Genomic DNA, 19552 nt, shown 5'->3' on the forward strand with positions numbered 1-19552 from the left:
AGCTGGCCGGGGGAAACGCTTTGAGCACGAAGGGCAAGATTCTCGTCGTCGACGATGACCGGCTGGTGCTGGCGACACTGGTGCATGGCCTGGCGCAGGCCGGCTTCGAGGTGATCGACGCCGACAATGGCGACGATGCCATCCTGCTGGCGCGCGAGCATCGTCCCGATCTGGCATTGCTGGACATCCGCATGGAAGGCATGAGCGGCTTCGACGTTGCTGCCTACCTGCGCGAGTACCTGCATGTGCCGTTCATGTTCCTCTCCGCCTTCGCCGACGAGGAGACGGTGGCCAAGGTCAAGGAACTCGGCGCGGTGGCCTATCTGGTCAAGCCGCTGGACATCCACCAGATCGTGCCCGCCGTCGAGGCTGCGTTCGCGAACCGGCCGGCGCGGCCGGCGGTGCCGGCCAGCCCGGCCGAGCGTCTGGCCGGCAGCGCGGAGCATGCGCTGAGCCAACTGGTGCCCATTGCGGTCGGCGTGCTGATGCACCGCTACTCGCTGTCGCGCCAGGAGGCGCTGCAACGCCTGGGAAAGCTCGCCGAGACCGAGGGGCGCAGCCTGAGCGAGGCCGCCGAGCGTCTGGTCGACGCCGTCGAGCTGCTGGCGATTCCCGGCCGCTGAACAACCCGGCCGGCGCACACGCTAGCGCAGGGTGAAATAGAAGCGCGCGCCCTTGCCGACCTCGGCTTCGGCCCAGATCTCGCCGCCGTGGCGGTGCACGATGCGGCGCACCGAGGCCAGGCCCACGCCAGTGCCCTGGAAGTCGCTGGCGCTGTGCAGGCGCTGGAACACGCCGAACAGGCGCTCGGCAAAACGCATGTCGAAGCCGGCGCCGTTGTCGGCCACCACATAGACCAGATCGGCCCCCTGCTGCTGGCGCTCGAAACGGATCTCGGCCTGCTCCACCTTGGCGCTGTACTTCCAGGCATTGCCCAGCAGGTTCTCCAGCACGATGCGCAGCAGCGTGGGGTCACCCTGCACCACCATATCCGGCTGGATCTGCACGCTGACCTGGCGCTGCGGCGCGTTGCGCCGCAGCTCCTCGATGACCAGCTCGGCCAGCTGAGACAGCGGCACCGGCTGGCGCTGCAGCGGCTGCGAGGACAGCCGGCTCAGCGCCAGCAGCGCATCGATCATGCTGTTCATGCGCGCGGCGGCGCCCATCACGCGGTCGAGATGGTCGTTGCCGATGCGATCGAGCAGGCGGCCGTAGTCCTCCTTGAGGATGCGGGCAAAGCCCTCGACCACACGCAGCGGCGCACGCAAATCGTGCGATACCGTGTAACTGAACGATTCCTGCTCGGCGCGGGCAACCTCGGCCGCATTCGAGGCCAGCGCTGCCGGCACGGTATCGAGCGCACCCTGCGGCCACAGACTCAGCAGCTGAGCGCCACCCGGCACCGGCGTCAGGCACAGCCACCAGTTGCCGCAGGCCATCCCTTGGGACGCGCCCGGCGCGCTGGCCGCCGCCGCAATGTCGGCCGGCAGGGCATCCAGACAGGCCAGCCAGGGCTGGCCGCGCAGGTGTTCCGCGGCGCCGCCCATCATCTGCAGCGCGGCAGCGTTCAATTCGATGAGCTGGGAGCCTTGGCCCGGCTCCTCTGCAAACAGCCAGGCCGGCCCGGGCAAGGCATGCAGCCACGCCGTGCGAGACGCCGCCTCGGGCTCACTGTCCACGCCATGCTGACGCGCCAGCGTTGCGGCCTGACCGGCCACCTTGCCTGCCATCGGACTGCCAGCCAGGGCCTGGTCACCCGGCATCGCCGGCCGAGCCGTGCCGATGAAGCCGGCAAAGCGCCCGCTGCCATCCAGCCGCGCGATGCCGCGCAGCCACCAGTGGCCGGAAAACTGCGCAGCCGCACCGCCGTCGGCGCGGCCATGGACCAGCACCTCGCCAAAGCCTGCCTGCTCCTCGAGCCGCTGCAGCAGTGAGGCGTTGCTGCCGTCGGCCAGGACAAATCGCTCCCACAGCGCCTGGGTGGCGGCAACGCCGACCCAGGTCGAGGCCGGCGCCGCCTGCGGGGCCTGCCAGCGCACGAGGTGGTGCCCGGCATCGGTTTGCCACAACCAGTCGTCCTGCAGCTGCGTGAGCAGCTGCTGTTGCATGCGCGACTCGCGCAGCGCTTCGCCCAGCTGGGCCCGCGTGAGACGCACCCCCAGATGCCAGCCGGCAGCTGCGAAGGCCAGCAGCAGCAGCCCGATGCACAGCGCCGCCAGCAGCATTGCCCAGACCGGCAGCGTCGATGCCTCGATGTTCCAGCCCAGCGCAAGCAACAAGGGCAGCGCCAGCAGCAGCGCGATCGCACCGATCCAAGATCGGCGCCGGGCATTGCCCGGGCGGGCGTCGCTGAGGCTATTCATGCGGACGATTGTAAGGACGCGAAATGAGCCGACCGCCGGGCTGCCGGCACCCTGCGGCGACCGGGGCGCAGAACTGCGTCGCTGGATTGCCGCATTTGCACGTCGGGGCCAGCTGGACGGCGGCAATAATGCAGGCTTGGCAGTACGGTTCACCGAACGATATCCGGCACGCACCGAGCCCAGTCCATGTCCATACAGCCCGACCTCACCGCCAGCGCCCCCGCCACCACCGTACTGGACGCGCAGGCGCTGCAACACCTGCGAGATCTCGACCCGCAGGGCGGCACTGCCCTGCTCGCCCGGGTGGTGCAGGCCTTCGAGAAGTCTCTCGACCGGCTGCTGCCCGAGCTGGCCCAGGCGCGCGGCAGCCAACCCAATCTGGCGGTGGTGCGGCACGTCTGCCATACGCTGAAGTCTTCGACCGCCAGCCTGGGGGCGCTGGAGTTGTCGCGACGTTGTGCACAAATCGAGGCCCAGGCCCGCGACGGCCGCGCAGAAGGTTTGGACAAGCTGCTCGACGCCATGCATGATGAGCTGGCGCGCGTACGTGTCGCGCTGGCCGCGTTGTTAACCCAGTCTGCATGAAACCCGACTCCGCCGACCTCGACGTCGATCTGCCCGAACAGCCACGCGTGCTGCTGGTCGACGACGACGAAGTCAATCTGCTGCTGACCGCCATCGCGCTGCGCGAGCGCGGCTTCGACATCACCGAGGCGAGCAGCGGCGAGCAGGCCCTGGCCCTGATGTCAGAGCGCTGCCCGGACGTCATCGTGCTGGACGCGCTGATGCCCGAGCTCGACGGCTTCGAAACCTGTCTGCGCCTGCGCGCCACGCCGGGCTACGAATCCACCCCGGTGCTGATGCTCACCGGCCTGGACGACGAGGCCTCGATCAACCGCGCCTACCAGGTCGGCGCGACCGACTTCTTCGTCAAGTCCAATCAATGGAGCCTGCTGGCCGGGCGCTTGCGCTACCTGTTGCGCAGCGCGCGCATCCGCCAGGAGCTGGAGCGCAGCAAGGCCAAGCTGGCGCGGGCGCAAGATCTGGCGCGCATGGGCAGCTTCGAGTGGCACCGTGGCTCGGGCGGATTCAAGCTGGCTGCCGAGGCCCTGCGCGTGTTCGGTTTGGGTGCCGACGCATCGCTGGACTTCATCAGCGCGATGCGCATGGTGCCGCGCGAGGAACGCAAGCTTTTCCTGCATCTGCTACGCGATGTGCTGACCCACAACTCGGTGCTGGTCACCGACCTGACGGTGCAGCTGATCGACGGCCGCACCCGCGTCATCCATATCGAGGCCGAGCCGGAGTTCGACGAGCAGGGCAACACCAGCGGCTACACCGGGGTGCTGCAGGACGTCACCGACCGGCGCCTGGCCGAGGACAAGATCCGCCAGCTGGCCAACTTCGACTCGCTCACCGGCCTGCCCAACCGCCGCCAGCTGATCTGGCGCACCGAGCGTGCCATTGAGCAGGCGCGCCGCATGGGCCATGAGGTCGGCCTGCTGCTGATCGACCTGGATCGCTTCAAGGTCATCAACGACACGCTGGGCCACGCCGCCGGCGACGAGCTGCTGGTCGAGGTGGGCCGCCGACTGCGCGGCTGCGTGCGCCACTCGGATCAGGTCATCGAGGGCATGCTCGAATCGGTGGGCGGCCGCTCGCACCGCACGCTGGAGGCCGTCGGCCGCCTGGGCGGCGACGAGTTCGTCGCGCTGCTGCCCGAGGTGGCCGATGAGCGCGACGCCGAGCGTGTCGCTGAGCGCGTGCTGGAGGCGCTGCGCGAGCCCATGTTCATTGCCGGCCAGGAGTGCTTCGTCACCGCCAGCGTGGGCATCGCGATCTATCCGCGCGACGGCCTGACCACCGCCGAGCTGCTGCGCAATTCGGACGTCGCGATGTATGCGGTGAAGACCCAGGGCCGCAATGCCTCGGCGCTGTACACGCCGATGCTCTCGGGCCGTGGCCGCGAGAACCTCGAGCTGGAAAGCGCGCTGCACAAGGCGATCGAACGCGGCGAGCTGGTGCTGTACTACCAGCCCAAGATCGACGTGCGCAGCGCGCGCATGGTCGGCGCCGAGGCGCTGATGCGCTGGCAGCGGGGCAACACGCTGGTGCCGCCGGGCGACTTCATCCCGCTGGCCGAGGAGACCGGCCTGATCGTGCCGCTGTCCGAGTGGGCCCTGAAGGAAGCTGCCCGCCAGGCCAAGGTCTGGCAGCTGAATTTCGGCTTCTCGGATTCGATCGCGGTGAACCTGCCGAGCCGGCTGTTCGAACGCTCGGACCTGGTCGAGCATATTCACCAGTGCGTCAGCAGCTACGGGGTGCCACACCGTTCGATCCAGCTGGAAATCACCGAGACTGGGCTGATGAAGGATCTGCAGAGCGTGATCCCGGCGCTGCACCGGCTCAACGAAGTGGGTGTCGAGGTCTCGATCGACGACTTCGGTACCGGCTACTCCTCGCTGGCCTACCTGACCACGCTGCCGATCGCCGAAGTGAAGATCGACCGCAGCTTCGTGCGCGACCTGGGCATCACGCCGCAGAGCTCGGCCGTGGTGACCGCGATCATCGCGTTGGCACGCTCGCTGGGCCTGCGTGTCATTGCCGAGGGCGTGGAGACGCTGCGCCAGATGGAGGAGCTGCACCGCCTGGGCTGCGGCATCATGCAAGGCTTTTTGTTCAGCCGCCCGCTTCTGCCCGACGATCTGGAGCGCTGGCTGTCGCAGACCGTGCTGCCCCGCAAGGCGCCCTGGATCGTCCAGGCTGGCGATCAGTCGCTGGATAGCCGTGGCGCCGGAGAGGCGCGACCGACCGGCAGCCCGCGTTGAACGACACCATGGACGACAAGCAGCACCCCTCCCGACCCGGCGCCCTGCCGCCGGCACAGCTGGCCAAGGCCGCACTGCGCCGTCTGGCGCTGAACAAGCAGGAACCGACGCCGGAGAACTATGCCGCCGCCTATGCGCTGGAAGCGGGCGGCACGCCTGCCAGTGCCGATGCGGCGTTGCCCGAGCGCGCGCAGGCGGTGATGGCGCGGCTGACGACCCTGGCCGTCGGCGAGGTGCAAGCACGCACCGAGATCAGCGCGATGCTGCGCGAGGGTCGCTTTGACGACGCGCTGCGCCGGCTCGAGACACTGCAGTCCGGCGCAGCCAGCCAGGGCGAGGCCCTGGCTGGTGCGGTCGAACGACTGGTGCGCGGACTTGAACGCGGTGGGCGCCAATGGACGGTAGCGCGCAAGAAGGACGGCCTGCAGCGCGTGCTGGAGAGCAACCGCAGCGATGTGCAGCGCCTGGTGAACCGCCTGCAGCAACTGGTGCAGAGCTGGGACAGCGACACGGCCGACGCCAACATCGCCACGCTCAGCAGTGACGAGGACACTGGCGGTCCGCCCAGCCAGTTCTTTACCGATACCGAGCTGGCGGCGGACCTCGAGCAGCGGGCCAGCCAGCTTCCCGACGCCGAGGCCGCCGCCCGCTCCGCCTCAAGCGACCCACGCGCCTGGAGCGCGATCAGCGACAGCCTGCAGGGCACCGTCGGACACGCGCTGCGCAGCCCTCAGGCCGGCGCCTCACCGGACAGCCTGGTCGACGACCTGCTGACCGAACTGGCCAATGCGCAGACGGAGCTTGCCAGCCAGGGCGCCACTTCACAGCGTGCCGCCGCCATGGCCGCCCTGTGTCAGCGGGCGCGCCAGCTGCTGGACCATCGTCACCACCTGTTCGGCGAGCTGGGCCAGCTCTGCCGCGAACTCAGCGCCAGCCTGGTCGATCTGTCCGAGGACGACTCCTGGGCACGCGGCCAGTGCGAGGCGATGAACCAGACATTGGAGACCGGTCTGTCGGCGCGCGGCGTACGCAGCGTTTCCGAGCTGCTCAGCAACACCCGCGAACGCCAGCGCAGCCTGCGCGAGGAACGTTCACGTGCGCGCGACTCGCTGAAGTCGCTGATCCACAAGATGCTGGCCGAGTTGGGCGAGCTCGGTGCGCACACCGACCGTTTCCAGCACAGCGTCGGTCGCTATGCCGATGTCATCGAGAAGGCGGATTCGCTGGAAAGTCTGGCCGGCGTGGTGCGAGAGATGGTCGAGGAAAGCCGCTCGGTCCAGGCCCTGGTACGCGAGACGCAGTCGCGTCTGACTGCTGAGCACGAGAAGGCCAGCCAGCTCAGCGACCGGGTCAACGAGTTGGAGAAGGAACTGCGCCGGCTGTCGGACGAAGTTCACACGGACCAGCTCACGCAGATTGCCAACCGTCGCGGCCTGATCGCTGCCTTCGGCATCGAGCAGGCCAAGCAGGAGCGCGAAGGCTCGCGCATGGCGCTGGCGCTGCTGGATATCGACAACTTCAAGAAGCTCAACGACACGCTGGGCCATGCCGCTGGCGACGAGGCGCTGAAGTCGCTGGCTGCGCGCGTGACACAGATGCTGCGCCCCGGCGACATGGTGGCGCGCTATGGCGGCGAGGAGTTCGTGCTGATGCTGCCGGCCACGCCGCTGGACGAAGCGCAGTCGGTGCTGACACGGCTGCAGCGCTCGCTGTCGGCGGCGCTGTTCATGCACGAGGGCAAGGACGTGTTCGTCACCTTCTCTGCTGGGGTCACGCTCTATCGGCCGGGCGAGACGCTGGAGCAGGCACTGGACCGCGCCGATGTGGCCCTGTACGAGGCCAAGCACACGGGGAAGAACAAGGCGTGCGTGGCGCCTTGAGCTTGTTGTGTTCTTCCGCTTGGGTGGGTCTTGGTGCCGCTGATCGGGCTTGATCACTTTGTGAGAGCGCGCCGGGATTTCGCCCCGGCGCGCTTCATCCAGCACTCAAACCGAGCACCAAACGACCACGCCGACAAGCGATCAGAACTTGAACGCGATGCGCAACCCGCCCCAGTGCCGGCCGCCGACCATGATCGGCGCCGAGGCCTCCTTGAGCAGCACGAACTTGCCGCCGCCCATGTCGCGCCGGTAGGTTTGCAGCAGAAAAGGCCGCTGGTTGCGCGCCGAAGCCAGGCCGGTGCGGTCGTTGAAGATGCGACGGTAGCGGCTGTTCGCGGTGTTCCACACCACGTCGCCAGCCCGCTGCGGGTGGCAATAGGCACGGTTGTGCGTGGGCACATAGCCGTTGCGATCGACCGCGATGCAGAACACCACCTTGTCACTGAGCGTCAGCACCTTCTCCTGAACCTGCGGGAAGAGGCGATCGGCAAGCTCGACGAAGGCAGTCTGGTACTGCTGCGGATTGGTGCCCTGCATCGGGCGGTAGTTCTCGTCGAAGAGCTGCTCCAGCCGGATCTGACCCTGGGCGACGGCGGATTCCAGCAATGCGGCAATCTCGCCGGCAGCCTGCTGCGCCATGCGCAGGAAAGGCGAGTCCTCCACCTCGACGCCGGACTCGGCGATCTGCTCGATCAACTCCTCGGACAGCTTGAGAAAGCGATCGCTGCAAGCGAAGGCCGTGCCCAGGCCGCTGATGACCTGACGCACCTCGGACTCCAGCGCGGCGGCGCGCTCGTTGAGACTGGCACTGGTGGCGCGGCTCTGCTCGGCGGACGCCGCAATCAGCCGTACGTCGTCTTCGACCGCAGCGAAGGCCGTGTGAATGCTGCTCTTGGAGCTGCCTGCTCCCTGCCCGTCGCTGCGCAGTTCGCGGCTGAAGGCATCGACGCGCGTGTCCAGCGCCTTCACCGAGGCCACGATGGCCTTGGACGAGGCCTCGACCTTGGCGGAAAGGTCCTTCACCGCGTCGGCAACCACGCCGAAGCCGCGGCCAGCCTCGCCGGCACGCTTGGCCTCGACCGAGGCGTTGAAGGCCACGAGCCGGGTCTGCAGCGCGATCTGCGTGATCGCAGCGGCAGCCTCGGACACTTCGCGCAGTGTCTGCACGATGCCGCCGACTTCGCTGCCGACGTTGTCCAGCGCACCACGCGCGGTGGCCACGGCCTCGCGCGTCTTGCCGGTGGCCGCACCGATGGACTGCTGGGCCCGCTGCACCTCGGACAGCTGCTCGGCCAGCGCATGCATGGCCTGCCCCTGGGATTCGACGGCTTTCTGGGTATCTTCGAGAACGCCGCGCACCTCGGCCGCATCTCGGCCGAGCGTGGACACCATGCGCGACAGTGTCTTGACGGTATTGAGTGCTGTGCTGTCCGCCTCCGCCCGGCTTGTGGTCGGCGGCGTGCGGACGGGCCCCTCTGGGCCGCGACGGCGCAAGAAGCTATCAAGCATGGGATTGTTTGTCTCCTGTGCAGCTCTTATGGCTGCTACTGGTGGCCTCACCAGTCGCGAAGCTTAACTCTCAATCTCGCGATGGCTTGACTGTGCAATTGACAAACCCGTGACTCTGTCACTTTTAGCACAGCGGCAATCTCTTTCAGGTTCATGTCATGTTCGTAATACATGGACATGACGTACTGCTCGCGCTCGGGCAGGTTCTTGATCGCCGCGACCAGCGCTTGGCGCATGCGATGGTCCTGCAGCAGCGCCATGGGGTTGGCGCCGTCGTCAGCCACATGGCGGTCGAGATAGTCCTCGTCGCCATCGTCGCCGCTCATGTCCTCCAGGAACACCAGCTGCGTGCCGCGCACCTTGGACAGCAGGTCCTGATACTCAACGAGACTGATGCCCATTTCCTTGGCGATCTCGCTCTCCTGCGGCGGACGGCCCAGGCGCTGCTCGAGCTTGTGCACGGCCGTCTCGATCTCGCGCTGCTGGCGGCGCGTGCCGCGGCTCATCCAGTCTCCCCCGCGCAACTCGTCGAGCATCGCGCCGCGGATGCGCTGGGTGGCAAAGGTTTCGAACTGCACGCCCTGCGTTGCATCGAAGCGTGCCAGCGCATCGGTCAGGCCGATCAGGCCGACCTGGATCAGGTCGTCCAGCTCCACATTGGCCGGCAGCTTGGCGATCATCTGATGCGCGAGTCGTCGCACCAGCGGGCTGTGCTGGCGGATCAGCGAGGAATTGTCGAGGCGACCTTTGGCGGTGTACATGATCGGCTCCAGCGGCTTGATCAGAGGGCGGCGGCAGCGTGGTGGCGGCTCGGCAGCGGGCGCAGCGGCATCGCGTCAGCGGGCGCTTCGAACATCGCTCCGGGCGGCGCCGCCATCAGCAGCTCGCGCGCCAGGTAGCGCAGCTCGGGCGCCATCGGCGCAGAGGCCGGCTGGCGCGGGTCCATGCAGGCCCAGTCACGTAGCACGGCGCCGAGGAAGCCTTCGGCGCAGCTGCTGAGCTGCTGGGCGATGCGTTCGGCCAGGCGCAGCTGCGGCGGGCAGGCCAGCAGCAGGCTGTAGACCATCAGCCCGGCGCGCTGCGTCAGCCACTTCATGCCGGCATAGGCATGGGTGACGCTCTGCACATCGGTGTCGGCCAGCAGCACCGGACGCAGTTCGCGGCTGGCGACCATGCGTGCCAGCTCGGCAGCGCCGGCATGCAGCAGCACCACATCGGCCTGCGGCGCGGCATCGGCGACCACCTCAAGGAACTGCGCGGCCGAGCCATTGGCATTGATATGGCGCAGCGGCAGGCCGCGTGCGGCGAGATACGAGACATGCTCGGACAGCGGCTCCACGCAGGCGGCCAGATCGACCTGGGCCAGCTCGGAAGGCTGCGGCGACATCTCGCCGGCATCAACGACCAGCGTGTGCAGGCCCAGCTCGGCGAATGCAGCGCACAGACCTTCGAGCAGCACGCCGGCGCTCAGCACATGCGGGTTGCTCAGCACCGGGATGAAGCGCACGCGCGAGCTGGCGAAGAGGCGGCGCAGACCGTCGGCCTGGTCCTGCACGCGGGGGTTGTAGCGATTGAGGTCGCGCATCATGGTGTCGATCTGTCGTTTCAGTGCGCGCCCAGTGCCGAAGGCTGGGCCACAGCCAGCGCAGGTCCGCCGGCGAAGATCAGGTTGATGTCCGAGCTGTCCATGCGCCAGGCTGGCGTCGCGGCGCTGCGCAGCGCGCGCTGCACCAGGGCCGGGGCCGACAGGCGGTGCCAGTCCTCGGGCACGCGCTGGCCGTTGGTGACGCCCAGCACCTTGAGCTTGTGGCGGATCACGCAGTCCAGCGCCGGGGCGAGCTTTACCGCCTCGTCGATCTTCGACAGCACCACGCCCATGCACTCGCTGCCGCGCCAGGCCATCGCCACGTCCTCGATGGTCTCGCCCTGCTGGGCGGCATCGAGCACCAGGATCTTGCGCAGGCTGGGGTGGCGCAGCATGTCGAGCAGCTCGCCGGTGCGGCTGTCGCGCTGCGCCATGCCGGCGGTGTCGATCAGCACCATCTTCTTGGCCGACAGCAGGTCCAGCAGGTCTTCCAACGAGGTGCGGTCGTGGGCGGTATGCACCGGCACGCCGAGGATGCGGCCGTAGGCGCGCAGTTGCTCATGGGCGCCGACGCGGTAGGCGTCCAGCGTGATCAGTCCCAGCTGGCCGGCACCATACTTGGTGGCAAAGGCTGCAGCGATCTTGGCCGTGGTGGTGGTCTTGCCGACCCCGGTGGAGCCGATCAAGGCCAGCACACCGCCCTGGTCTTCCAGTGCGGGCTCGGCCTCACCGGTAAGCAGGTTGCGCGCCAGCACATTGGCCGCCCAGGCGGTCTCGTCGGTGGCCATCTGCTTGTAGTCGGCCGGCAGGCTCTCGGCCAGCTTGCGCACCAGCGCGGGCGAGAAGCCAACCTCCAGCAGCTTTTGCGTCAGGCGGGCCTGGGCCGGCTGGCGTTGCAGCTTCTCCATGAAGGCCAGCGCGCCGAAGCGTTCCTCGATCAGGCCCTTCATCGAGCGCAGTTCGTTGATCATGTCCTGCTGCTCGCGACGGCTGGCGGCCAGCGCCAAATCGGGCAGCGGCGCGGCCGCCTGCGCCACGCGGATCTCGTCGCGCAGCACTGGCGGCACCGGGCGCGGAGCGGCGGCAGGTGCCGGCTGGCTGGTCGGGCGGCGCGGCGCCATCGCGGCCATCGCGGCCTCGGCGCGCTGCTTGCGCATGGCGGACAGCGAGGCCACGCCCTCGGCCGTCTGCGGCTCGGGCTTGGCGAAGCTGGGCTCTTCCAGCAGCGGATCGGTGCGACCCTGCAGTTCGGCCTGGCGGCGCTTGAGCATGCGCTCGCGCACATAGTCCTGGAAGGACAGCGTGCTCATCGCCAGCTGCTGCACGTCCTGATCGACGCCGGGCTCTGCACCCATCTGCGGCATCTGACGTGCGGCACGTTCGGCCAGACGGCTGCTGCCGCCCTGCGGCGCACTGGCAGCCGGACGGGCCTGCACGCGGCTGGGCGCGCTGACCTTGGGCGCCTGCGCGGCGACCTTTTCGATCTGGGCCATGCCCTCGGGCGCCATCGCCAGCACTTCCACGCCTTCGGCGCAGGGCTTGTTCGACAGCACGACGGCGTCGTCGCCAAAGGCCTGGCGGACCAGGGCCATCGCCTCGCGGTTGGTGCGGGCGGTGAAGCGCTTCACGTTCATGCTGTGCCTCCGATGATCGAGCCGATCCGGATGGTGTGGGTTTCAGGAATTTCGCTGTGTGCCAGCACCTTCAGGCGCGGTGCGGCACGCTTGAGCAGACGGGCCATTGGCGCGCGGATCACGTCGGGTACCAACAGGCAGGCCGGCACGCCGCGGTCTTCCTGCGACTGGCTCTGTTCGGCGGCGCTGCGGGCCAGCGTGTCGGCCACGCCGGGGTCCAGCGCTGCGCCATGGGGGGAATTCAGCGCCTGGGTGACCAGACGCTCGAGCTCGGGCTCCAGCGCGATCACATCCAGCTCCTTCACCGGGCCGTAGATCTGCTGGACGATGGCCGGCGCGATATGGGTGCGGATGCGGCGGGCCAGCTCGGCCGGGTCGGAAACCACGGCGGCGTTCTCGGAGATCGACTCGACGATGGAACGCATGTCGCGGATGTGCACGCCCTCCTCCAGCAGGAACTGGAGCGTGCGTTGCAGTGTGGCGATGCCGACCATCTTGGGTATCACGTCTTCGATCAGTTGAGGTGCCTGCTTGGTGATGTGTTCCACCAGCTGCTGAACCTCCACCCGGCCCAGGAGACGGGCCGCGTGGACTTGCATCAAGTGTGAAAGATGGGTGGCAATGACGGTCGAACAATCAACCACGGTAAATCCGGCCATTTGGGCCATATCCCGCTGGCGCTCCTCGATCCACACCGCCGGCAGGCCGAAGGCCGGATCGGTGGTGGCGGTGCCGATGAGCTTCTGGGTGGCATGTCCGGGGTTGATCGCCAGCCACATGCCCGGATAGGCCTCGGCCTCGCCGATCACTGCGCCGCGCAGCGTGATGCGGTACTGGCTGGGGCGCAGGTCCAGGTTGTCGCGGATGTGCACCGGCGGCGGCAGGAAGCCCACCTCCTGGGCGAACTTGCGCCGCACACCCTTGATGCGCGAGAGCAAATCGCCCTCCTTGTTCTTGTCCACCAGCGTGATCAGCCGGTAGCCGACTTCCAGGCCCAGCGTGTCCACCGGCACCAGATCGTCCCAGCTGGCCTCGACGTTGGCCTCGGGCGCGGCGGTGGGCAGCGGCGGCGCCTTGGCCGCCGCTTCGGCCGCCTGCTGGCGACGGCGCAGCCACCAGGCGGCATAGCCCAGAGCCGAGGCGATGCTCAGGAAGATCAGGTTGGGCATGCCCGGGATCAGGCCCAGCAGGCCGATCACACCGGCCGTGATGGCCAGCGCCTTGGCGGAGCCAAAGACCTGGCGACCGATCATCGAGCCGACATCCTTGTCCTTGCCGACGCGCGACACCACCATGGCCGCAGCGACCGAGATCAGCAGCGCCGGGATCTGCGCCACCAGCGCATCGCCGATGGCCAGCAGGATGTAGGAGTCGGCCGCCTGGCTCGCGGTGAGGCCGTGCTGGGCCACGCCGATGATGAAGCCGCCGACGATATTGATGACCAGGATCAGGATGCCGGCGATCGCATCGCCGCGCACGAACTTGCTGGCACCGTCCATCGAGCCGAAGAAGTCCGCTTCGTCGCTCAGCTCGGCGCGGCGGCGCTTGGCTTCCTTCTCGTCGATCAGGCCGGCGTTCAGGTCGGCGTCCACCGCCATCTGCTTGCCGGGCATCGCATCCAGCGTGAAGCGCGCGCCGACCTCGGCGATGCGCTCCGCGCCCTTGGTGACGACGATGAAATTGATCACCACCAGGATGGCGAAGACGATGATGCCGACGGCGAAGTTACCGCCGATCAGGAAATGGCCGAAGGCCTCGATCACCTTGCCGGCAGCACCGGTGCCGGTATGGCCCTCCATCAGCACGACGCGGGTGGAGGCGACGTTCAGCGACAGCCGCAGCAGCGTGGTCAGCAGCAGCACGGTCGGAAAGGCGGCGAAGTCCAGCGGACGCACCATATTGGCCGCGACGATCATCACCATCACCGCCATCGCGATGTTGAAGGTGAAGAACAGATCCAGCATGAAGGGCGGCAGCGGCAGCACCATCATCGACAACACCAGCACCACGCCCAGCGGGGCGCCCAGCGCGGCCAGCACGGCGGCGCGCGGGCCGAACAGGGCCTGCACCTGGGTCTGCATACGGGCCATCAGCTCGTTCATGCGGATTCACCTTCTTCCAGGAAGTCTTCGTCGTCGTCGCGGCGCGCGACCGGCTTGTTGTGCGGATCCAGTTCGGGCGGCACCGGCGGATTGGGCATCGTCGGCGTCGCGGCGCGGCCGGCCATGGCGGCGCGGAGCTGGTAGACATAGGCCAGCACCTGGGCCACCGCGGCGAACAGCGCCGCCGGGATCTCCTGATCCAGCTTGGCGTGGGCGTAGAGCGCACGGGCCAGCACCGGCGACTGCAGCACCGGCACCTTGGCATCCTTGGCGATGTCGCGGATCTTCATCGCCAGCAGGTCGGCGCCCTTGGCGACCACCTTGGGTGCAGACATCCGACCTTCCTCGTAGCGCAGCGCCACCGCATAGTGGGTCGGGTTCATCACCACCAGGTCGGCCTGCGGTACCGCGGCGAGCATGCGGCGCTTGGCCATCTCGCGCATCTTGGCGCGCACCTTGGCCTTGACCTCGAGATTGCCCTCCTGCTCCTTCAGCTCCTTCTTCATCTCCTCACGCGACATGCGCAGGCGCCTGAGCCAGAGCTGGCGCTGCAGCGGCACGTCGATGACCGCAAACACCGCGAGGGTCAGCCCGACCAGGGCCAGGCCGGCGCTCAGCTGCCGGCCGGCATAGGCCAGCGCCGCGGGCAGCGGAACGCTCATGATGCCGACGAAGTTGGAGATGCGGTCGCGCAGCACCAGCGCGCCGACCACGCCCAGCAGCAGCGCGAGCAGGCAGGCCTTGAGCGCCTGACTGAAGCCCTGCCAACCGAACAGGCGGCCCAGCCCGGTGAGCGGATTCAGATGCGAGAGCTTCGGCGCCAGCGGCTTGAAGGTCCAGTTCCAACCCCCTGCCGCCAGATTGCCGGCCACGGCCAGCAGCATCAGCACGCTGCCGACCAGCAGACAGAACAGCAGGCCGCGCAGCGTCAGATCAGACAGCCGCTCGGTCATGAAGCCGGGCGTGGCGAGCATCTGTGCATCGAAGCGCAGGCTGGCGGCCAGCAGTCGCTGCAGCCAGTCCACCGCCTCCGGACCGAAGGCGGTCAGCAATGCACCGCCGCCCAGCATCACGGTGAAGTGAGGCAGGTCGCGCGAACGCGGCAACTGGCCTTCGGACCGAGATCGCTCGATCTTTTTGGCTGATGCCGGTAAGTTGCGGTCCTGTGAGTCCTGGTCGGCCATGGCAATGGGGACGCCACGATTGGCGTCCGGCCATTGTTGGCCGCGGGGTGCGGAAACTTAAGCGAGATAAGGCAGGCAAAACCAGCCGTCATTCCCGCACACGCCACCCCAGAACGAACAGACCCGCCATCGGCGGGTCTCGTTCACATCCAGCGCAGCCCGAGGATCCGGCTCCGCCGGTCCTACGGGCTGGCCGATCGGCAAGCATGCCGCTCGGCCCTCGACAGGCGAAGAGCAGTCCGCAGGGACTGCTCTTGTCCGGTCTCGGCCCCCTTGAGGGGGGCCTTAGAACCCGAGGCTGGCTAGCAGGTCGTCCACTTCGCTCTGGTTGGCCACCACGTCGGTGCGACCTTCCGGGTTGACCACCGGCCCCTGCAGGATGTTGGGATCAACCTTCTCGCGCTGCTCGGGCGGCACGATCTGCACCAGCAGCTTGACCAGACTGTCTTCGAGATCGTTGGCCAGCGTCACCACCTTGGCCACCACCTGGCCGGTCAGGTCGTGGAAGTCCTGGGCCAGCATGATGTCGGTGAGATGCTGGTCGATCTTCTCCGTCGAGGCCTCGACATCCTTGACGAAGTTGAACACCGCGCCGGTCGCCACCGCCTTGACCGGGTCGGCGGTGATCGCCTTGGCCATGTCGCGCGTGGCCTGCGAGATGTGTGCGTGTTCGGTCTTGGCCTGATCCACCGAGTTCAGCACCTTGTTGGCGGCGTCGGCGGTCTTGTTGGCGATATAGGTCAGGCGGCTGCGTGCATCGGGCAGGCCGTCAGTGGCCACCTGCAGCTTGGGCATCACGCCAAGCTGCTGCATCGTGTCATGAAGCACACGAGTGATCGTACCGAGTTGCTGAAACACCTCAGGCGAGACGGTCAGCGGCTCGTTGCCTTGGCCCAGCTTGGCGAGTTCTTCCATTGACGACATGGGGTACTCCTCGCTCGATCAGGCTGCTGCAGCCAGTTTCTGCATGATCTTCTGGACCTTTTCCTCCAACGTCGCCTTGGTAAAGGGCTTGACGATGTAGCCGGCCGCACCGCTCTGCGCTGCCAGCACGATGTCCTCTTTGCGCGCTTCGGCCGTCACCATCAGCACCGGCAGGTGCTTGAGGTTCGGATCTTCCTTGATCGCCTTGAGCAACTCGAAGCCCGTCATATTGGGCATGTTGATGTCGCTGACGACGAAGTCGAACTTCGACTGGCGCAGCATGTTCAGCGCCTCGACGCCGTCCTCGGCTTCTTCGCAGTTGTTGTAGCCGATCTCCTTGAGCAGACCGCGCACGATGCGGCGCATGGTCGAGAAGTCGTCGACAACCAAGAATTTCATGTCAGTGCTCATGGGCATTCCTCGCAGGTCTGATGCATCTTATCGGCCGCTGCCGGCCGTGCTAGTGGGCGGTGTCGTTTTTTGCGCCGGGTCCGTGTCGGATTGCTCAGGCTCGGACGGTGGCAGGTCCTTCAACACGGCATCCTCGGCGTCACGGTTCATCACGATGATGCTGATGCGGCGGTTCAGCGGGCTCTCCGGCGCTGCCGGATCGAGCAGCTTGCTCGCCGCCAGCCCCTGCACCCGCAGCATGCGCGACTCGGACAGCCCGCCGGCCACCAGCTCGCGGCGCGAGGCATTCGCGCGATCGGCCGACAGCTCCCAGTTGCTGTAGCCCCGGTTGCCGGCAGAGAACTGCTGCGCGTCGGTATGGCCTTCGATGGTCAGCCGGTTCGGCACCTCGGTCAGCACCGCGCCGAGTTCCTGCAGCAGCTCGCGCATGTAGGGCTTCACCACGGCGCTACCGCTGTCGAACATCGGCCGATTGCCCTCGTCGACGATCTGGATGCGCAAGCCCTCTGCCGTCATGTCCAGGCGAATCTGGCCGCCCAGGGAGGCCAGGCGCGCGTTCTGCTGCAGCACGCGCTCTACCTTGTCCTTGAGCTGCTCGAGCCGCGCCTTCTCGGCGCGACGTTGCTCTTCCTTGAGGGCGCGCAGGTTGTAGTGCGCCTTGGGCACGTCGACATCGCCTTCCTTGACCTGGCCGGTCTGGCGCGACAAGTCCTTGCCGCCGCCCTTGATGATGCTGGATGCGTCACCCGCGCCCGAGCCGCCCAACATCGCCACCTTCAGCGGCGAGGCGAAGTACTCGGCGATGCCCTTCTTGTCGCCTTCTGTGGTGGAGCCCAGCAGCCACATCAGCAGGAAGAAGGCCATCATCGCCGTCACGAAGTCGGCATAGGCGATCTTCCAGGCGCCGCCATGCGCAGCATGGCCGCCTTTCTTGACCCGCTTGATGATGATGGGCTGCAGCTTCTTGGCGTCACCAGCCATGGCCAGCCTCCATCAGCGGCAGCGCCGATCGACAGCAGGCCCGCGAAGCGGGCGCTAGCGAAGCAATGTGAAAGTCCATCGTGACTGCTATGGCTACTTCTTCTTCACATGGCCTTCGAGTTCGGCGAAGGTCGGCCGCTCCGTAGAGTACAGCACCTTGCGGCCGAATTCGATGGCCACCTGCGGCGCGTAGCCCTGCATCGAAGCCAGCAGCGTGGTCTTGATGCATTGCAGTTCCTTACCGGCCTCGTCCACCTTGCCTTCCAATGCACCAGCCAGAGGTTCAGCAAAGGCATAGGCCAGCAGAATGCCCAGGAAGGTACCGACCAGCGCGGAGCCGATCATGCCGCCCAGCACCGCCGGCGGTTGACCCACCGAGCCCATGGTGTTCACCACGCCCAGCACTGCAGCCACGATGCCGAAGGCCGGCAGACCGCCGGCCAGACGCTGCAGGGCCTGCACGGCCAGGAAGGCTTCATGGTGATGGGTGTCGATCTCGGCATCCATCAGCGACTCGATCTCATGGGCGTTGAGGTTGCCCGAGACCATCATGCGCAGATAGTCGGTGACGAACTCGGTCACATGGTGATCGTGGCCGACGGTGGGGTATTTCTGGAACAGCGGCGAGTTGTGCGGATCCTCGACGTCCTTTTCGATGGACATCAGGCCTTCCTTGCGCGCCTTCTGCAGGATGTCGTAGAGCAGCGCGAGCAGCTCCATATAGCGCGCCTTGGTGTACTTGCTGCCCTTGAAGCACTCGCCCAGGCCCTTCATCGTGGCCTTCATCACCTTGGGCGGATTGGTTGCGATCATGCCGCCGATGGCAGCACCGAAGATGGTGGTCATCTCGAAGGGCAAGGCCTTGAGGATCACGCCGATGTTGCCACCGTGCGCGATATACACACCGAAGATGCAGGCCAGGGCGACGACCCAACCGATGATGACGAACATTGAAGCTAAACCTGTTGTTGCGCTGGTCTTGAGTGGAGAGCACTAGCAGGGCCTGCTCACCTCGTCCATATCGGCGCTTTCGCTCAGGTCTTGAGTGTCGCGCGCCCGCGCCGACGACAAGCGCCACAACAGCGGCACAAACCCGGCACAAAAAGAAGCGGCGGGGCCTCGTCCTGCGAGGTCACCGCCGCAAGGCACCTTCCGGGTGCCAGGAGGAGACACAATCGAAACCAAGTCTAGGAGCTTCCTTTCGCCGCTGCGGCGAAAGGCTTGCGATAGATCATCAATCGATGCGGAGATGCCAGCGGCACCACCGCGACCGGCAGGACGCCGGGCAGTTCGAAATCGAGGCTGGCCAGCCAGGCACCGGCAGCAAGCTCGGCCTCGGCCTTGGTCAGCGCGCGGCCCATGCTCTCGGGGCGCTGAAACAGATAGACCAGATCGAAGCCTGCCCAGGATTGAGCCCACATATCGCCGCGCCGCACCTCGGCCCAGGGGCAGCGCCAGGCGGCCAGCCGCGCCAGCAGCGCACTCCATTCAATGCCTTCCAGGCGCGCCAGCGGGTAGGCGGCGCGCAGCTCGCGCAGGCCGTGACCCAGGCCGCAGCCGGCATCGAGCACGCGGGCGTCAGGCCGCAACGGCGCCAGCCGCGCCAGCTCGGCCAGCGCGCCGCGCGGCGTCGGGAACAGCGGAGCGTCATGCCAAGCGTGGCGGGGATAGGCCAGCAGCAGCAGCGCCAACGGCAGCAGCCAGGCCCACGAGGGCACGCTCGCGGCATGGCCGGTGAGCAACCAGGACAGCGGGAACCCGCCAGCCACGATCAGGCGCCGCCAGCGATTGCCCTGCGTCAGCGCAAGCGCCAGGCCAAGCCCGGCTGCCGGCAGCAGCGACCACAAAGGCCCCAGCCCCAGGCGCTGGCCCAGCAGATAGGCGAACCAGGCGAGCGTCCAGCTCAGCAGCGCCGGCAGCGGCCAGCGCAGCAGGCGACGCCGCAGGGTCGTCGGCTTGCTCATCACCGGCAGGGCAAAGGCCTGAGGCACGCCAGCACCCGGCATCATCAGTGCATCTGCAGCGCGCCGGCGGCGCGGCCCTTGCCGGCGCGTGCCGGCGGATTGCACATGCCGCACACGAAGTGCCGCGCGATCTCATGCGGATGCGTCACGAAGTGACCATTGCACTTGCTGCACTTGGTCATCGTCA

The 19552-nt window shown here is 67.4% G+C and carries 17 protein-coding genes; 4 read left to right on the forward strand and 13 right to left on the reverse strand.

The features are described 5' to 3' along the window. Nucleotides 1–20: 20 nt before the first annotated feature. Entirely contained in the window at nucleotides 21–623 is a 603-nt protein-coding gene (locus AC2EBS_RS06360; protein ID WP_484727516.1) for an ANTAR domain-containing response regulator, read from the forward strand. A 21-nt stretch (nucleotides 624–644) separates the two neighbouring features. Here the strand turns inward: AC2EBS_RS06360 and AC2EBS_RS06365 are convergent, their stop codons facing one another. Further along, nucleotides 645–2363 carry a sensor histidine kinase gene (locus tag AC2EBS_RS06365; protein WP_484727517.1) on the reverse strand — a complete coding sequence of 573 codons (1719 nt, stop codon included), beginning with the start codon at nucleotides 2361–2363 and terminating at the stop codon, nucleotides 645–647. Between the two features lie 186 nt (nucleotides 2364–2549). On the opposite strand from AC2EBS_RS06365, the gene AC2EBS_RS06370 reads away from it, so the two are divergent. The 3 genes from AC2EBS_RS06370 to AC2EBS_RS06380 are packed head-to-tail and all read left to right on the forward strand — an operon-like array spanning nucleotide 2550 to nucleotide 7071. Continuing rightward, on the forward strand, nucleotides 2550–2948 hold the full coding sequence (locus AC2EBS_RS06370; protein ID WP_484727518.1) for an Hpt domain-containing protein: 399 nt from the start codon (nucleotides 2550–2552) through the stop codon (nucleotides 2946–2948). After that, entirely contained in the window at nucleotides 2945–5191 is a 2247-nt protein-coding gene (locus AC2EBS_RS06375) for a putative bifunctional diguanylate cyclase/phosphodiesterase (protein WP_484727519.1), read from the forward strand. Before AC2EBS_RS06370 ends, AC2EBS_RS06375 begins: the two co-directional genes overlap by 4 nt. Nucleotides 5192–5199: 8 nt before the next feature. Continuing rightward, complete coding sequence (locus tag AC2EBS_RS06380; RefSeq protein ID WP_484727520.1) at nucleotides 5200–7071, forward strand: GGDEF domain-containing protein; 1872 nt, start codon at nucleotides 5200–5202, stop codon at nucleotides 7069–7071. A 141-nt stretch (nucleotides 7072–7212) separates the two neighbouring features. On the opposite strand, the gene AC2EBS_RS06385 is transcribed toward AC2EBS_RS06380, so the two are convergent. The 12 genes from AC2EBS_RS06385 to AC2EBS_RS06440 all read right to left on the reverse strand — a co-directional run. Next, nucleotides 7213–8463: a methyl-accepting chemotaxis protein gene (locus AC2EBS_RS06385; protein ID WP_484727521.1), complete on the reverse strand. Its 1251-nt coding sequence runs from the start codon at nucleotides 8461–8463 to the stop codon at nucleotides 7213–7215. 164 nt (nucleotides 8464–8627) lie between these two features. Continuing rightward, nucleotides 8628–9341: an RNA polymerase sigma factor FliA gene (locus tag AC2EBS_RS06390; RefSeq protein WP_484727522.1), complete on the reverse strand. Its 714-nt coding sequence runs from the start codon at nucleotides 9339–9341 to the stop codon at nucleotides 8628–8630. Nucleotides 9342–9361: 20 nt separating this feature from the next. Beyond that, complete coding sequence (locus tag AC2EBS_RS06395) at nucleotides 9362–10168, reverse strand: MinD/ParA family ATP-binding protein (RefSeq protein ID WP_484727523.1); 807 nt, start codon at nucleotides 10166–10168, stop codon at nucleotides 9362–9364. Between the two features lie 17 nt (nucleotides 10169–10185). Further along, entirely contained in the window at nucleotides 10186–11799 is a 1614-nt protein-coding gene (gene flhF / locus AC2EBS_RS06400) for a flagellar biosynthesis GTPase FlhF (protein ID WP_484727524.1), read from the reverse strand. Beyond that, nucleotides 11796–13901 carry a flagellar biosynthesis protein FlhA gene (flhA, locus tag AC2EBS_RS06405; protein WP_484727525.1) on the reverse strand — a complete coding sequence of 702 codons (2106 nt, stop codon included), beginning with the start codon at nucleotides 13899–13901 and terminating at the stop codon, nucleotides 11796–11798. The genes flhF and flhA overlap by 4 nt, the downstream gene beginning before the upstream one ends. Beyond that, nucleotides 13898–15085, reverse strand: coding sequence for a flagellar biosynthesis protein FlhB (flhB, locus tag AC2EBS_RS06410; RefSeq protein WP_484727526.1), 1188 nt, complete (start codon nucleotides 15083–15085; stop codon nucleotides 13898–13900). The genes flhA and flhB overlap by 4 nt, the downstream gene beginning before the upstream one ends. Nucleotides 15086–15370: 285 nt before the next feature. Continuing rightward, a complete protein-coding gene (locus AC2EBS_RS06415) occupies nucleotides 15371–16000 on the reverse strand; it encodes a protein phosphatase CheZ (protein ID WP_484727579.1) in 630 nt (209 codons plus the stop codon). Between the two features lie 27 nt (nucleotides 16001–16027). Beyond that, entirely contained in the window at nucleotides 16028–16420 is a 393-nt protein-coding gene (cheY, locus tag AC2EBS_RS06420) for a chemotaxis response regulator CheY (protein ID WP_484727527.1), read from the reverse strand. A 27-nt stretch (nucleotides 16421–16447) separates the two neighbouring features. Further along, a complete protein-coding gene (motB, locus tag AC2EBS_RS06425; protein ID WP_484727528.1) occupies nucleotides 16448–17401 on the reverse strand; it encodes a flagellar motor protein MotB in 954 nt (317 codons plus the stop codon). A gap of 93 nt (nucleotides 17402–17494) precedes the next feature. Next, entirely contained in the window at nucleotides 17495–18352 is an 858-nt protein-coding gene (motA, locus tag AC2EBS_RS06430; protein WP_484727529.1) for a flagellar motor stator protein MotA, read from the reverse strand. 236 nt (nucleotides 18353–18588) lie between these two features. Further along, complete coding sequence (locus AC2EBS_RS06435) at nucleotides 18589–19365, reverse strand: class I SAM-dependent methyltransferase (protein WP_484727580.1); 777 nt, start codon at nucleotides 19363–19365, stop codon at nucleotides 18589–18591. A 44-nt stretch (nucleotides 19366–19409) separates the two neighbouring features. Next, nucleotides 19410–19552, reverse strand: a 143-nt coding sequence (locus tag AC2EBS_RS06440; protein WP_484727581.1) for a FlhC family transcriptional regulator, incomplete at its 5' end; no start/stop codon positions are given.

The organism is Roseateles sp. T103, assembly GCF_057219915.1.